Genomic DNA, 14,786 nt, shown 5'->3' on the forward strand with positions numbered 1-14,786 from the left:
TATATTTTAATGTGAAACTAACTTGGTTTAATTTTTGTCTATTATATGTTCATTACGAAGGTGTTTTACTCAGTTTTTATCAAATCTTTGTATTTAACCTCTTAAAATTGATTGTGATATTAAGTTGAAAAATTAGGCGATGTCTGTCTGGTTAGTATTATTAATGTTATATATAAATTTCATGCCAAACGATAGTTGTTTAATTAAACAACTATCGTTTGGCATGTTTATTTTAAATAACGGCATAAGGCTATCTATGAACCAACTAAAGGGAGTAGATAGAAATGAATGTACGATCTAGAAAAAATAAGAACCTAAAACTGACAACTAAAAGTACTTTTTTAGGTAGGCCTATTCAAACAACACATGGCCCTCTGTGTATTGATTATTTAGAGAAAATACACGATACCATTGAACGGGCATTGGATGATTATCCACGCCTTATGGCTTTACGTGTGGATCTAAAATTCCCCCAACTTCGAGAGCGAGAAGATTTGGGTTATTTAATGACGGACTTTATTCGTTCATTACAGTCGCAGATCGATCATGCGGGTCGGAAAAAGAAAAGAGAAGGTGGGAGGGTTCATCCTTGTAAGGTACGAAGTATTTGGGTGAAAGAGCGCTCAACGTCGATCAATGACCATTACCACCTCGCTCTGCTTTTTAATAAGGACAGATTCAACTGGTTGGGTAAAACTCTATCCCATCCAGAGAATTTAGGCGGATTTATCGTCGAGGCATGGGCTAGAGTCGTTGGTGTTGATTATGACGAGGCTAACGGACTGGTGTATTTCTCAAAGGACAAGAGGAAAGATAGCGTAGTGATCCATCGTTTAGATCGTCATTCTGAGAACTTTGACGATGCATTTGATGACCTGTTCAAGCATGTTAGTTATTTGGCAAAAGAAGATACCAAACACTTTGGTAACCGTAAGCGAAATTTTGGTTACTCGCGACGATAACTAGTCCTACCAAATATCCCAGTTCAAACATTCAGTACCTTCTTTTTTTACCTCAGGTTCTTATCTGTTGAAGAGGAGCAATAACGTGACTCATTAAATTAAGAAGGTACATGTCATGACTCAATCACATTACACGCTTTATATTGGTGTTTCGGTCAATAAAGATAAAACTCAAGGAGCAGTCGGAGTTGCTATTTACGATGAAGAACATCAATTAGCTGATAGTTTTACTGTGCTGGTGGATCGTAACGTTGATAGTACGGAGTTAGAGCTTACTGCTATTGTCGAGGCTTTACGTTACGCATTTGATGACGATGTCATTTACAGTACCAGCGATTTCTGTGTGCGTGGTTATAACGAATGGCTAGATGATTGGAAGAGAAGAGGTTGGCGTAAGTCGGATAAGAAGCCAGTGGCCTACCGTCAGCTTTGGCAGTTAGTGGACGAAGAGCGTAGCAAAAAGTTCGTTGATGTTCGCAAACTGCGTTCGTCTCCAGAATTAGATTTAGCCTATAGATTGGCAAAAGAGGAATTAGAAGGAGAAGCTCATTAACTTTAAAAATTGAAGAGATAGGCTCACCGATAAGGTAGTTGGCTGGTGGCCTATTTCTCTATAGCGTTATTTTTTGTAGTTCACTTCCAGTTTGTCAGACAGAGGATACTTGGTAATTTCATAATCAGGGTTCAAGGTTGCCAACTTGTGTGCAGCGATTGAGGCGGCTGAAGCCAGTCCAAAAATGACCGCAGGACCTGATGCTAATGCGGCTACCATAGTTGCGGAACGCCCAGCGGTATACACACGACATTTCAGTCCCTGACGTTCTATTAGGTCTTCAATTTTCTTCACGGTTTGAGAGAAGTTCTTCACGTTGGTGAGCGTGAATGATTCTCGACGAGAGATATGCTCTTTTAGAGCGGTTTCGTCAAGGTGGTGTAATACATTGCCTTTACTCATAATTTGTCCTTAGCGCTCTCGTCTGAAAGCATGATAGTGGGTTGACGTTAGAATACGAATGAATGAGACATAGGCTGTCTCACTGAGATTGATTGATGAGCTTTTGTGAACTAGCTCAGGTTTTAGAGTGCAGAGCCGATATTTCATGGTTAAATCAGCAGGGGTAAGAATGGTTTTTGTAAATGGATATTGTTGTAAGTTGTTGTTATTTAATGTTTTTGTTGTGTGTTAGGAACGACCTGAGCACTTTGTTTGAATAAGGGGGGATTGGCTCCCCCATCTGTTGACTGTATTCGATTTACTATTTGTGCTCTGGACTAAAGGTGGAAAAATGTTGAGCATCTTTGCCTTGAGCCTCTAGTTGTGCTTTCAGCCAGCTAAAGACATCCTGTGTGCCAATCGGACCATCAGGGTGGAGACGATCATCTGGGTCAAAGGCCGTTTCTATTAATGTCACGCCTGCCAATCTTTGCTTAGCTGTTTCACGCAATTTTTCCAGATCTCTTGGGCGCACCATGTCCGATTTATTCAAACACACTAAAATCGGTCTGTTAAAACGAGTAAGTTTATTTAAGATTTGTACATCAATATCAGAAACGCCTCTGGCAAGATCTGCGACCATGACAAAGATATCGACATTATGTAAATGTTCGTGAGTCAGACTATTAACCGATGGACTAATGTCATTAAAGCCCGGAAAGTTGATTAAGTTAATCGCGTAATCTTCATCAAGTGGATAGAGCTCGGCTTCACTGGTCGCGCCAGCAATCGGATCAACATTTTGTGTATCTAACCCAAACACGGCATTAAAGAAGGCATCTTTCCCTACAGAACCATCACCGACTACGCCAATACTAATTCTGTTTAGGACGATCTGCCTTAAGACTGCAATGTGAAGCACTGCTGGAATGGTTTTGCGATAGGCCGGACCTGCGAGAGCGCTAGCTGCCCATACTCCACTCGCTGTCCATCCAACAGGGCCTAAAAAAGATGATACAGCTCTCGCTATCATTGGACTTGCGGCAAAAGGAAGCCCTTTACCAATAATGGCTTTGCTGAGCCAATGCGCGACGATGATGGAATATTTATAGACGGCAAATCCGCCATACTTTTTAAGTAGTGCTTGAATGAGCAGTAGAGCGGGGCCTCCAATCGGTACTTCGGCATGTGATAACCCTAAGCTCTCTATGCAGGCTTTTTTCTCTGCGTCACTCATGTGCTCAAAAGCGTCCGTGAAGAGCTTTTCTATGATTTTCTGCTCAAGTTCCTCAGTGGTGTATTCTTTCAGTGTGGATGGTGTGTCGCTGATACGCTGCATGACCTCGTCCGTTTTGACGAATGTGTAAGTTTGCCATTCATCAGGATGGTCACGTTTGAATCGTTCAAATCCCCTTTCACTGCCCATAAAGCTCGGTCTGCCTTCACTTGGAAACAAATCATCAAGTTCGATTTTTGGCTTCACACCAATTTTTTGGGCTACATCGAGCACGACTGCTCGATAACTGGCGACATCGTCGTCCGTGTCTTTTCCTAAGGCTTCTTTAAGTTTGTTCTTTGCCATTCTTGTCGTGGTGGCAAGGGTATTACTGCCTGCTTTACGTAGGTGCCAAGCAATACGCTGAGCATCTTGCCGTAAGGAATCGGGTTTAAACTGGCATTCACTCTCGCTGATTTTAAGGTATTCCAGAATAGGAAGGACTTCTTCAGGACTATAGGCTAGGGCGCGTTGGAGTACGTCGACTTCACTGAGGGATTGCGGCATAGGGAGGCTCCGTTGTATTAGCTATGGGGTTGCCACCAGCTTACGGATGAGTGCGACATATCGTGTCTTGCTTTTTCTGGGAGGAGAGTGTCGGGTAGGACTTGTGAAAGATATCACAAAAAAAGGTGGGAGATTTCCCACCTTGGCAGTTAACGAATGACGATTAATGGCCAACTAGGTTTAGACAGCTAGACATATCCATCACTGCGAGATTGGTTTTATCCATACCACACGAAACGGTATAGGTACCATTGGCCGCAGTGTTGGTCACTATCCATAGCCCAGTCGAGCGATGCTCTGTGTAAATCATGCTGCCATCGTTTAGATATTCCCAAGCCGTGCGTATCCAACTGAGCGCGCCATATCCTTCAGTTAAGTCAATCTCTGGACTGATAGTGCTGACCCCATCAAAGGCGGTAGGCGCATCAATCAGTTGATTAGTCAGCGCGTAGTTCAAACCATCGACATTGGCGTTATCTCCCGGCTCAAAATCAAACTGAGCGTAAGTGATGTAACGACCGTATTGGTCTTTTGTCATCGCTGTGAGCGGCGTACCTGAACGATTGGCATCGATATCGAGCGCTTCACATTCTGCCGCATCATTGACACCTCCTTGCGCGTTTATCGCAAACTCATAATAGACTTGCCCAGCCGTATTGCCTTTTTGATTGGCTCGCAGTTGCTTGGTGCAGTGATAAGCCGAGCTTGGGTAGCTGTTCAAAGTATCTTCATCCATCACCACAAACGTCTCACTGTCATTGTACTGACCAAGCGTGGTATTGGTTTTTAGGTAGTGCGTCATGGTGACAATGGTGTCTAAATCATTGCTGACTTGATACACGGTTTCTTGTGCGTATTCAGGGTGACCGACATACTCTTTGCGATACCAAGTATCCGCCACACTGATGTCATCGGAGGCAGGATTACCTAGCCAATACTCCACATACGCAACATGAGCATCGGGGTAAAGGGCTTCAAAAGCGCGAGTTTCTTCATACGCTTTCGCCAGTCCTACGGTGAGCGACTGAGCCAATTGATGCTGAGCGGTATTACCTTGTTTAATGAAGTCCCCATATAAGTCACTGACTGCAATGTTATAGCGGTTTGCTAATCGGTACTCTTGCTCGGCAACGCGCTGTTTGATTTTTCCTTGCAGGGATGAATTGGCGGCTAGTGCTTGGCAACCCTCCGTACCAAGTTTACTGAGCTCAGTTTTAATCGCATTCCAAATCACGGTGGTGAATGGAGTCGTGTTCAAAATGTCATTGCTGTAGTTTGATGAAAACTTAGGTGGAAAGGTGAGTTGATAGGCTTCGCTGACCACACCATAGTCGGAATCGTAAGCGCCGACAGGAACATTAATAACAATTGGCGCGTAATCGGCGCAAACACCGTCTACACCTGAAAATTCAAACTGACCATTTTGGTCGGTCAGTGCCGAAGGTTCGTTGTCGTCTAACTGACCATTAAGATTGTAGTCGACGAAGGCGGTAGCTCCTTCGACATAGCCGTCAATGGCCACGCCCGTGAGGTCGGCTTGACTGCCTGATGTGTTATTGCTGTCGCTACTGCCGCCTCCGCATGCGGTTAAGCTGGCAGTGACCAATGCTAGTAGCACCGTATTCAATTTGAATGATTGCATAATGGTGTCCTTGAATGATGAAAAATAGGAGTAACTCAGCAAACTTATCGCTGAGTGGGAATAACCGTATCGGAGAGTGAGAAGTCACTCGGGTATTCAAAAGTGAAGGTGGATATGTCCGCCTGAATGATGTCGGAGAAGGCGAGTACATCACGATCGTGTTTGTGTTCGTACACAAGGTAGAGCATGCCTTTTTCCCAAATCAGGCCGAGTGGGGTGAGGTAGTCTGTCTGGGTGTCATCAATGAGTGTTAAGCGAACCTGACGCTTAGCATTAATGGCTTGGCTGAGCCGCTCGAACACATCAAAGTCGTAGTCGTCTTGCTTAGGCAGCGCAAGACGCACCTCAATTTTGGCAGGCTCCATCACATCGCCAATTTGCAGCGGCATAAAAGTTTCGTGAATGCCTTGCTCAAAGTGAGCAGGCAGCAGACCTTTCACCGATGAAAAGCACAGTCCGAGCAGCATTGTTTCCCATGAAGCAGACGAGACTTTGTTGTGGTATTTACGCTTGTAGGTGTAGCTGTTACGCGCACGTTCAAACCGTTCGACTTGGAAATAGTCGGGGTAGTACATGATGACGTTGAGGTAGCGCTGAATAGTGCGCTTAGTACGATTGACGCCCAGCTCGGATAAGCGAACTCGCAGCTCTTCAGCCGAAATTTCTCGCAGTCGCGGAATGTGTGAATAGATTTCAAAGATGAGCTTAAAGTGCTCATCGGTTGAGAGTGTGTAGTCTGAGGGTTGCATGGCATCACCAACTTTCGTCTACCCAGCCACACGCACTGAGCGCTGTGCTTCAGTGAATGTCACGGATAGGGGTTAAACGAAGACTGGTGGCCACACAGTCTTAACGGGTCCTTATTGCAATGAGGCTAGGGTATGGATGAGCGAGACATATCCTGTCTCGCTCAGTGGAGAGGTTGCATATCTGTGATTGAGTTGGCATTTTGCGGCGCATTACTGCATTTCTTGACGGATTTCTTTGAGTAGATAACCGCGGCTTAGCAGTTCGCGCACGGCCGCCCAACGCAGTGCCTGTGTTGATGAACTGGTTCGAACTAGCTCAAATAAGTCATGGTCACTGTGCTCTTTCACCTCATCGAGAGCCTTTTGGTATTGAGCGTGAAGATAGTGACCGCCTTTAGTGATGACTTGCAGCAAGAGCAAAGACAGCGTTCGGCGTAGTGATGGGGAATGTTTGTTCATGGGCTACCTTTTGATTATTGAGCGGTGATGTTTATCTCATCAAAGGCGTCCATATCGACGTAAGCCAGAAAATTACTTTCCCATAACTGGTACAGCTCTTTGGCATCACGACAGCCTTGAATGGGCAACCAACCTCGATGAGCGACAAAGAACTCACCGACACGAAAATCAAAATCTAAGCTTCGTTCAAGCTCTGGGTAGTAATTTCCGATGTAGGCAAAATCAGTGATGTACTCGATGCTCCAATCGCCGCTGGTGGTATGGCAAATGCCAATCTCAACCGGATGAAAACCGCCTTCTTCAGCGCTGTAGCTTTTATCGCGAAAGTTGAACACCAGATAACGACTGGCCGCGAGACTGCCTGTGTTGTCATTGACTAACTGCTTGGTGAGTTGCTCACTCAGTAAGGCATGAAGTTTGTCTGAAATCGGTAAGATGGAGGATGTGAAGGTAAACTGAGACATAGTAAGACCTCCTTAGGTCAGGATGAAGTCGAAAAAGAAAAAGGAAATAAAGAGAAAATAGGCGCGGCGCTAAAACTCACGGACCATGGTTAATTGCATCTCATCAAACACGTTACGTGAAAGGTGGCGAGCAAAGGCTTTCATCCACACCATGAGCAGTTCAAGTACCTCAGGGTGAGATAAGTCAGCGGCCCCCGAATCGGGTTGATAGCACCAACGATTGACTAGATGGAAATAGAGCTCAGGTTCAACCGCGATACTGCTTTCATTGGGATAAGAAAAACTGGCAAAGCACACCACCTGCCAATCACTGGATGGCGACTCACGTTTAAACTGCACTTCAATCGGGTGCAATCCTTGTCGGTGTAAGTAATAACTTTTTTGGCGACAGTTCAGCACAATGCGCTCAGCAGACTCTGAAATGCAGTAGCGAGCCATCAATTGCTCTAGTGAGTGGTGAAGGGCTTCATCCAGTTCAATGTCGCCATAACGTTGTTCAATCATAACCAACCTCTCTCAGCAAAAGAAACACTGTCTTTACCCACCACAATGTGGTCCAGCACTCGCACATCCACCAGCGATAAAGCATCTTTCAACCTTCCGGTAATGCGTCTGTCGGCTTGTGACGGCGTTACATCCCCTGAAGGGTGGTTATGGGCCAATATCACGGCCGCGGCATTCACTTCTAGCACCACTTTCACCACTTCTCGCGGATAGACACTGGCCGCATCAATGGTGCCGTGGAACAGCTCTTTAAACTCAATCAGTCGGTTTTGGTTATCCAGTAGCAATAAGGCAAATACCTCTCGCTCATAGGCTCCCAGTTTGCAGCGAATGTACTCCTTAGTGGCATCAGGATTGGTGAGTGCATCACCGCGCACGTAACGGTGAGCAAGTATCTCAGCGGCATGTTCAAGTATTTGGTTTTCTTGATAGCGCTGTTCTTTTGTGTAATCGGTCATATCAGACTCCGAGTGAGGTTCATTAACGGGATACACGTTAATGACATATGCCTGATAATTTTTTGATTAAGCCTTGATGCGACAAGGCTTAACACCTCACCGTCTTTTTTTACGCCATCGCTTTATCCCATGAGGACCACAGACATAGGAGAACGTCCCATGAGATTTTTAAAGCTAAAAGAAGTAATCGAAAAGACAGCACTGAGCCGTTCGGCAATTTACCGCAAGATGAATGACGGGGAATTCCCCGAATCGGTGAGTTTGGGGGATAGAGCAGTAGCTTGGGTGGAGAGTGAAGTGGATGTTTGGATGGAAGAGGTGATTAAAAATAGAATGAGCAGTTTGTAGTCAATTCTTTAAATACAGTGAAAAATGCAATACCCGGATCGTTGTTCCTTTAGTGCTTTGCCCATATCCTCTCAATTGCTGAGCCTATCAGAATTGGTTAGGTCTAACTCGCTGACCTTACATACCAATTTTTTATAATGAAATATGTAGATACTTGAAGTCGGAAGCAATAGAACCATCAAGTTGGTATACTAGGTTTTAAGTTTGTTGTAACTCATGGCAATAAGATTTTATTGTATAGTTAGAAAAAAGATTAGTGGTAAGATGCTCATTGATAATGTAACAACTAAAGTCTCAGATACACTCACTGATTCTATTCAATATAACGATAAGCTTTCCGTCATGACGGGGCTTTTTTCGATCTATGCTTTTGATCATCTCAAAGATTCCTTAGACAAGTTAGAGTCGGCACGTTTGCTATTCTCACAGGCGAAAGGCTTCGATTCTCTCAACGTCACATCACCTTTCGGTTCGTTCAATGGTTCTGAACTAGAAAACAAGTTCAGAAATCAGCTAAATCAGAAAGCCATAGCAAAAGAATTTGCTCGTTGGATAGAGGGAAACGTTTCTGTACGTTTGGTGAAACAAGCAGGGGCTGTTAATCAACACATCACGCACGTTTCATCGTCGAACTCATTAGCCATTAGCGGTGCTCAATTTAACGGACAAGGGATTGGTCTAACTGCGACAAATGGTTTTGATATGATAAGCCTTGCTCACTTTGAGCAAGCTAAAGAGTTGCTTGAGTTCTTTAATCGTGTATGGAGCAGTAAAGGTCAAGTGGTTGATGCTAAGGAGCAATTGAAAGCAGAACTATCAAAACTTACGGCAGATAACACGCCTCAGTTTATTTATTTCCTCACGTTATATAACATCTTCAAAGACTTTGTGGGTGATCTCCAAGAAGAGAGCATCTTAAAAACGAAAACAGGCTTTAAAGATACAATTGTTTGGAACAAGCTTTATAAATTTCAAAGGGATGGTGTTCTTGGGGCAATAGATAAACTTGAGCATTTTAACGGCTGTATCATCGCGGATAGTGTTGGTCTTGGTAAAACGTTTGAAGCTCTTGCTGTCATCAAATACTACGAATTACGCAACGACAAGGTTCTTGTGCTCTGTCCTAAGAAACTGCGTGACAACTGGCTTATTTATACCCAAAACGACAAGCGCAACTTGCTAGCAAATGACCGATTCAACTACGACGTTTTGAATCACACCGATATGAGCCGTAATACTGGTTATTCGGGTGATATAAACCTAGAGACGATTAATTGGGGCAATTATGACCTTGTTGTGATTGATGAGTCTCACAACTTCCGCAACAACAACCCTAAAAAAGATGGTCGTAACCGTTATCAGCGTTTACTTGAAGATATTATACAAGCAGGTGTAAAAACTAAGGTGTTAATGCTTTCAGCTACGCCAGTGAATAACCGTTTGAATGATATGAAGAATCAAGTCGCTTTCATCACAGAAGCAAACGACCAAGCACTTATTGATCATGGTATTAACAGCATTGAAAGTACCTTAAGGCAAGCACAATCACGTTTTGCTCGTTGGGCTGAACAAGATCCGGATACTCGCACATCGAAAGATCTTTTGGACTCGATGAATTTTGATTATTTCAAACTACTGGATATTTACACAATTGCTCGCTCCCGTAAACATATCGAGAAATACTACGGAACAGAGGACATAGGTAAATTCCCTACACGGCTTTTACCTATCAACTTGAAGCCTTCTATTGACCTTCAGAACCAATTCCCACCGTTGGAAGAAGTAAATAAGACGATCCGTAGGCTATCGCTGGCATTTTATTCGCCAATGAAATACGTGCGAATGGATAAGAAAGCGGAATACGCAAGACGTTATGACCAAGAGGTAAAAGGCGGTAAAAGTGTATTCAAACAAGTCGACCGTGAAGAGAGTTTGATTCACCTTATCCGTATTAACCTTTTAAAACGAATGGAAAGCTCGATCCATTCATTCACTCTCACGTCAGAAAAAGTGTTGGCACAAGTAGAAGCGTTACTATCAAAAATCCATAACTTTAACACTAATATCCGCCCCACATTGACCGATGATTTGACAGAAGATTTCGTTGCACCGCCTATCGAAGAGATTGATGATCTTGAGTTTGATTCGCCTGAACTCGCTCCTTATATCATCGGAAATAAAACCAAGGTAAGGATTCAAGATCTTGATTTAGTAAGATTTTCACAAGACTTAGAAGCTGACAGAGTCTCTCTGCAAGAGATTGTTCGTGAATCAAAATGTATCGACTCTAACCGTGATGCAAAACTCGATATGTTGAAACAGGCGTATCTTGAAAAATGTGAAAAGCCATACAACGGCACTAACAAGAAAGTCATTATCTTTACAGCGTTTGCCGATACCGCAGAGTATCTATACGAAAATATATCCAGTTGGGCTTATCAAAGTTTGGGTTTACATTCTGCATTAGTCACAGGTCAACGCACAGACACAACCTTACGTGGCATTGATGGTAAGAAGTTCAAAACTGATCTGAATAGTTTGCTGACGCATTTCTCGCCTAGATCTAAAGAGCGTGAAAAGGTCTTCCCAGAGTACAAGGAAGAGGTAGACATACTGATCGCAACGGACTGTATTTCCGAAGGTCAGAACTTACAGGACTGTGATTATCTGATTAATTACGATATTCACTGGAACCCAGTTCGTATTATTCAACGTTTTGGACGTATAGACCGTTTAGGCTCGATCAACGACACAATTCAACTGGTGAACTTCTGGCCAAATATGGAGTTGGACGAGTACATCAACCTAGAGGCTAGGGTGAGTGGGCGTATGGTATTACTCGACATTTCAGCAACAGGTGAAGAGAATGTTATCGAGCAAGATCCTAAGCTTAACAAGGGAATGAATGACTTAGAGTACCGCAGAAAGCAACTAGAGCAGCTTCAAAACGCTGTAGTTGACCTAGAAGAAATCTCAGGCGGTGTTTCAATAACCGACTTAACACTGAATGATTTTAGAATGGATCTATCCAGTTTCCTCAGTGATAAATCAAAAAATAACACTGAAGCTTTAGATCAAGCTCCGTTTGGGCTATGTTCACCCGTTTTTATCAACAAAGAATCGTTTGAATCAGAGTCTAGCCAATTTGTAGGGCTTAAAGATGAAATTCAGTCAGGAGTGATTTTCTGTCTGAAAGACATCAAAGGGAAAGTTAAGGTGGAAGAGAGTTATTCACTCGCTCCTTACTATCTCGTTTATGTGTCTGATGAAGAAGAGGTATTTTTTTCATTTACCCAAGCCAAACAGATTCTCGATTTATGCAAGAAGCTAGGCTCTGAGTTCAAAGCTATTGAAGATTCCGCATACGCTTATCAAGAGTTTGAGAAGCGAACGCAAAAGGGAATGAAAATGAACCATTACCAGAACCTTCTCAGTAAAGCTGTTGAAAATATCGCAGGTAAAAGTGAAGAGATCGGTGCAACAAGTTTGTTTAGCCGAGGCGGAACGGTTTTATCAGCGTCAAGCTCGCAAGATGTGAATGATTTTGAAGTCGTTAGCTATATGGTCATTCTGTAGGAGTGAGGCAATGAATGATGTCATAGATTTTAGAGCTTCTTGTTTAGGTAAGGGAAATTTGTTCGACAAGATATATGAACACCTAGCCTTACCAGACTCAACTTTCCTTGGAACAAGAATCACTAAAAAGATGATACTGGAGAATAATGATCTCTCAAGTAGTGATAAGAAGCTGGTTAACGATGTCATTCAATCCGTTGAATGGGTGAACACCCTCAAGCCTGAAACCTTTAATATACCTACTTATGTTACCGAAACGGTAGAGTATATCGAGGTGGCTGTTCTTAAAGTCAGTCTAAAAGATCCCCCTACAAACCAAAGGAAGTTGAAGTATTCATTAATAAAAAAAGTGGCAAAGCTTTTCCATACAGTGATCCCATATCCTGTTATCTTGCTGCTAGAGCTAACTGGTGAAGTTGCGATTTGCCTAGCAGATAAGCGTATCAATCAAGCAGACAGTTCAAAATTGGTCATTGAGCACATTTACAATAGCCAATGGTTCAATGTTGGAACGTTGAAGGACAATGAGCACGAATTCTTGAATGATTTTTCTCTGAAAAATGTATCTAGAGTTAACTACTATGAGCTTTATCAAGACTTCATCTCTAAGCTCATTGCTCTTGAAATAAGTAATATTTCAGGTCGTTTTGTTAGCCAAAACAGCCGCAATAACGATATTGCTAACAGTGGACAACTTTCATCACATAAGAGTTCAGTCGATAACTATGAAGAACCTTCGTTCCGAGACAGGAGCAATGAGGAAAAGACACAACTTCTTAAACAGTTAGCGTCACTTGAAAGTGAGTTAAGCAACATTCGAAACAAGCTAATGAAAGAGGTGCAAATGAATGAGAAAATGTGTCTCAATGTACAAGCAAGAAAAGTTAAACAAGCGATTTCAGTAATCACGTCTCAATTGGCATAAGAAGAGTCGAACTACACAAATTTTGAAAAACTAGATTTCAGGTGGAAGAGCAGATTAGCGTCAACCCCGACTGTAAATAGGTAATGAATATAATGAGCCAAGAACAGCAGCAAAAGCTAGAAAAGATCACGGGCAGCAGTCCAGAAGCAAAAAGCCTAGACATAACTAACCAAAACATCGAGCAGCTAAAGCAGCTTTTCCCTGATGCATTTTCTGAGGGTAAAGTCGACTTTGAAGCACTAAGAGCTGTGCTAGGTGACGAGATTGATGATTCAGAAGAACGTTACAATTTTACTTGGAATGGAAAAACAAAAGCTCGACAAATCGCTCAAACGCCTTCTACAGGTACGCTTCGCCCTTGCAAAGAGGAAAGCGTCAATTGGGATACAACCGAGAACTTGTTTATTGAGGGGGATAACCTTGAAGTCTTGAAGCTACTTCAAAAGTCTTACCACAAAAAAGTGAAGATGATTTACATTGACCCTCCATACAACACTGGTAAAGATTTTGTCTATAAAGATAACTTTCACGAGAATCTAAAACACTATTTTGAACAGACTGGGCAAGTTGACGGTAGTGGAAATAATATTTCAGCAAACACTGAATCGTCAGGACGTTACCATACATCTTGGTTGAACATGATGTATCCTAGACTAAAGTTAGCAAGAAATTTATTAAGAAATGATGGTGCTATATTTATTTCAATTGATGATGTAGAGGTTAGTAATCTACGGAAATTATGTGACGAAGTTTTTGGTGAAGATAATTTTTTAGCAAATATTGTATGGCAGAAAAAATATGCAGCAACAAATGATGCGAAAGGTTTTTCAAATATGCATGATCACATTCTTGCTTATAGAAAGGGGGCTGACTTTGAGCGAAATTTATTACCAAGAACTGAAGAGCAAAACAAACCTTATAAGCATGATGACTGTGATGGTAAAGGTTTATGGCGTTCTGATAATTTATTAGTACGTTCATTTTCACAAAGTGGTGTTTATCCGATTGTTAATCCAAATACAGGAAAAGAATATTTCCCTCCAGAAGGCAGTTGCTGGCGTGCCAGTCAAGATACGATGCAGCAATGGTTGTCCGAGAACCGTATATATTTTGGAAAAGATGGCAACGGTGCTCCGCAGTTAAAAAGGTATTTAAATGAAGTTCAGCAAGGTCGCGTTCCAACAACGTGGTGGAGTTTCGAAGAGGTTGGGCATAATGATGCAGCAAATAAAGAGCTTAAAGCTTTATTTAATGCGAAGTCGCCATTTGATACACCTAAGCCGACAACATTGATTAAGCAGATGCTTACTATTGCTACAAATACGAGTGAGAATGATATCGTCCTAGATTTTTTTGCAGGCTCTTCAACGACAGGGCATGCGACAATGCAAAAAAATATAGAAGATGGGGGGAATAGGCGTTTTATTATGGTTCAACTACCTGAACCATGTACAGATAAATCAGAAGCTAAGAGAACGGGCTATAAAAATATTGCAGAAATTAGTCGAGAACGTTTAAAGAGAGCTATTATTAGCTTCAAGGTTGATGATCAGCCAGCTAATTATTTAGGCTATAAAACTTTTAAACTTGACGAGACAAATGTTCGTCCTTGGGAAGCAGACTTTGAGAATCTAGAACAAGTGCTGCAACAAGCTACCAAATCAATCAAAGATGGTCGTTCAAGTGAAGATGTTTTGTATGAAATCTTCCTCAAATATGGCTATGAATTAACCACGCCTGTAGAAACTCAAACTGTGAATGGCAAAACTGTATTTGTTGTCGGTGCTGGGGCTTTGATTGTTTGCTTAGATGATGAAATTTCAACCGAAACGGTTGAAGGTATCGCCAAGCTAAAAGATGAATACGATCCTGAAACGACTCAAGTTGTCTTCAAAGATGAAGGATTTTCAGATGATCGAGTTAAGACCAACGCTATTCAAATTTTGAAACAAGCTGGCATCGAAGATGTTAAGAGTATTTAG

Annotated in this window: 14 protein-coding genes; 6 read left to right on the plus strand and 8 right to left on the minus strand. The window is 42.4% G+C overall.

All coding sequences use genetic code 11. The annotated features are described in order from the left end of the window. Positions 1-284 precede the first annotated feature (284 nt). Complete coding sequence (locus AACT18_RS13235) at positions 285-962, plus strand: inovirus Gp2 family protein (RefSeq protein ID WP_094125416.1); 678 nt, start codon at positions 285-287, stop codon at positions 960-962. A gap of 115 nt (positions 963-1,077) precedes the next feature. After that, positions 1,078-1,515 carry an RNase H family protein gene (locus AACT18_RS13240; protein ID WP_094125415.1) on the plus strand — a complete coding sequence of 146 codons (438 nt, stop codon included), beginning with the start codon at positions 1,078-1,080 and terminating at the stop codon, positions 1,513-1,515. Between the two features lie 66 nt (positions 1,516-1,581). Here AACT18_RS13240 and AACT18_RS13245 read toward each other — a convergent pair whose 3' ends face one another. The 8 genes from AACT18_RS13245 to radC all read right to left on the minus strand — a co-directional run bounded on the left by AACT18_RS13245 (position 1,582) and on the right by radC (position 7,955). Continuing rightward, entirely contained in the window at positions 1,582-1,917 is a 336-nt protein-coding gene (locus AACT18_RS13245; RefSeq protein WP_094125414.1) for a hypothetical protein, read from the minus strand. Between the two features lie 301 nt (positions 1,918-2,218). Beyond that, positions 2,219-3,679: a GTPase gene (locus AACT18_RS13250; RefSeq protein ID WP_094125413.1), complete on the minus strand. Its 1,461-nt coding sequence runs from the start codon at positions 3,677-3,679 to the stop codon at positions 2,219-2,221. Positions 3,680-3,842: 163 nt separating this feature from the next. Continuing rightward, positions 3,843-5,321, minus strand: coding sequence for a hypothetical protein (locus AACT18_RS13255; protein WP_094125412.1), 1,479 nt, complete (start codon positions 5,319-5,321; stop codon positions 3,843-3,845). A gap of 44 nt (positions 5,322-5,365) precedes the next feature. Beyond that, positions 5,366-6,070, minus strand: coding sequence for a WYL domain-containing protein (locus tag AACT18_RS13260; RefSeq protein WP_094125411.1), 705 nt, complete (start codon positions 6,068-6,070; stop codon positions 5,366-5,368). Between the two features lie 210 nt (positions 6,071-6,280). Beyond that, the gene (locus tag AACT18_RS13265) at positions 6,281-6,529 is read right to left on the minus strand and encodes a hypothetical protein (RefSeq protein WP_094125410.1); all 249 of its coding nucleotides are present in this window, start codon (positions 6,527-6,529) and stop codon (positions 6,281-6,283) included. Positions 6,530-6,543: 14 nt separating this feature from the next. Continuing rightward, positions 6,544-6,993 carry a DUF2787 domain-containing protein gene (locus AACT18_RS13270; RefSeq protein ID WP_094125409.1) on the minus strand — a complete coding sequence of 150 codons (450 nt, stop codon included), beginning with the start codon at positions 6,991-6,993 and terminating at the stop codon, positions 6,544-6,546. A gap of 69 nt (positions 6,994-7,062) precedes the next feature. After that, positions 7,063-7,497, minus strand: a complete 435-nt coding sequence (locus tag AACT18_RS13275; RefSeq protein ID WP_161439623.1) for a DUF2787 domain-containing protein — start codon at positions 7,495-7,497, stop codon at positions 7,063-7,065. Beyond that, a complete protein-coding gene (gene radC / locus AACT18_RS13280; protein WP_094125407.1) occupies positions 7,494-7,955 on the minus strand; it encodes a RadC family protein in 462 nt (153 codons plus the stop codon). Before radC ends, AACT18_RS13275 begins: the two co-directional genes overlap by 4 nt. Before the next feature lie 129 nt (positions 7,956-8,084). Between radC and AACT18_RS13285 the strand changes: the two genes are divergently transcribed. The 4 genes from AACT18_RS13285 to AACT18_RS13300 all read left to right on the plus strand — a co-directional run bounded on the left by AACT18_RS13285 (position 8,085) and on the right by AACT18_RS13300 (position 14,786). Further along, the gene (locus AACT18_RS13285) at positions 8,085-8,303 is read left to right on the plus strand and encodes an AlpA family transcriptional regulator (protein WP_094125406.1); all 219 of its coding nucleotides are present in this window, start codon (positions 8,085-8,087) and stop codon (positions 8,301-8,303) included. Positions 8,304-8,567: 264 nt separating this feature from the next. Further along, entirely contained in the window at positions 8,568-11,879 is a 3,312-nt protein-coding gene (locus tag AACT18_RS13290) for a helicase-related protein (protein WP_094143009.1), read from the plus strand. A 10-nt stretch (positions 11,880-11,889) separates the two neighbouring features. Continuing rightward, positions 11,890-12,804, plus strand: a complete 915-nt coding sequence (locus AACT18_RS13295) for a DUF4391 domain-containing protein (RefSeq protein WP_094143007.1) — start codon at positions 11,890-11,892, stop codon at positions 12,802-12,804. Positions 12,805-12,896: 92 nt separating this feature from the next. Further along, positions 12,897-14,786: a site-specific DNA-methyltransferase gene (locus AACT18_RS13300; protein ID WP_094144270.1), complete on the plus strand. Its 1,890-nt coding sequence runs from the start codon at positions 12,897-12,899 to the stop codon at positions 14,784-14,786.

Origin of the sequence: Vibrio sp. V04_P4A5T148 (genome assembly GCF_963875605.1) — a bacterium.
GTDB lineage: Bacteria > Pseudomonadota > Gammaproteobacteria > Enterobacterales > Vibrionaceae > Vibrio > Vibrio anguillarum.

Bases quoted from the DNA above. Each gene is read 5' to 3' on its own strand.
- AACT18_RS13240 (WP_094125415.1), top strand. From the start codon at position 1,078: ATGACTCAATCACATTACACGCTTTATATTGGTGTTTCGGTCAATAAA.
- AACT18_RS13285 (WP_094125406.1), top strand. From the start codon at position 8,085: ATGAGGACCACAGACATAGGAGAACGTCCCATGAGATTTTTAAAGCTA.
- AACT18_RS13260 (WP_094125411.1), bottom strand. From the start codon at position 6,070: ATGCAACCCTCAGACTACACACTCTCAACCGATGAGCACTTTAAGCTC.
- AACT18_RS13235 (WP_094125416.1), top strand. From the start codon at position 285: ATGAATGTACGATCTAGAAAAAATAAGAACCTAAAACTGACAACTAAA.
- radC (WP_094125407.1), bottom strand. From the start codon at position 7,955: ATGACCGATTACACAAAAGAACAGCGCTATCAAGAAAACCAAATACTT.
- AACT18_RS13245 (WP_094125414.1), bottom strand. From the start codon at position 1,917: ATGAGTAAAGGCAATGTATTACACCACCTTGACGAAACCGCTCTAAAA.
- AACT18_RS13290 (WP_094143009.1), top strand. From the start codon at position 8,568: ATGCTCATTGATAATGTAACAACTAAAGTCTCAGATACACTCACTGAT.
- AACT18_RS13270 (WP_094125409.1), bottom strand. From the start codon at position 6,993: ATGTCTCAGTTTACCTTCACATCCTCCATCTTACCGATTTCAGACAAA.
- AACT18_RS13250 (WP_094125413.1), bottom strand. From the start codon at position 3,679: ATGCCGCAATCCCTCAGTGAAGTCGACGTACTCCAACGCGCCCTAGCC.
- AACT18_RS13300 (WP_094144270.1), top strand. From the start codon at position 12,897: ATGAGCCAAGAACAGCAGCAAAAGCTAGAAAAGATCACGGGCAGCAGT.
- AACT18_RS13255 (WP_094125412.1), bottom strand. From the start codon at position 5,321: ATGCAATCATTCAAATTGAATACGGTGCTACTAGCATTGGTCACTGCC.
- AACT18_RS13295 (WP_094143007.1), top strand. From the start codon at position 11,890: ATGAATGATGTCATAGATTTTAGAGCTTCTTGTTTAGGTAAGGGAAAT.
- AACT18_RS13265 (WP_094125410.1), bottom strand. From the start codon at position 6,529: ATGAACAAACATTCCCCATCACTACGCCGAACGCTGTCTTTGCTCTTG.
- AACT18_RS13275 (WP_161439623.1), bottom strand. From the start codon at position 7,497: ATGATTGAACAACGTTATGGCGACATTGAACTGGATGAAGCCCTTCAC.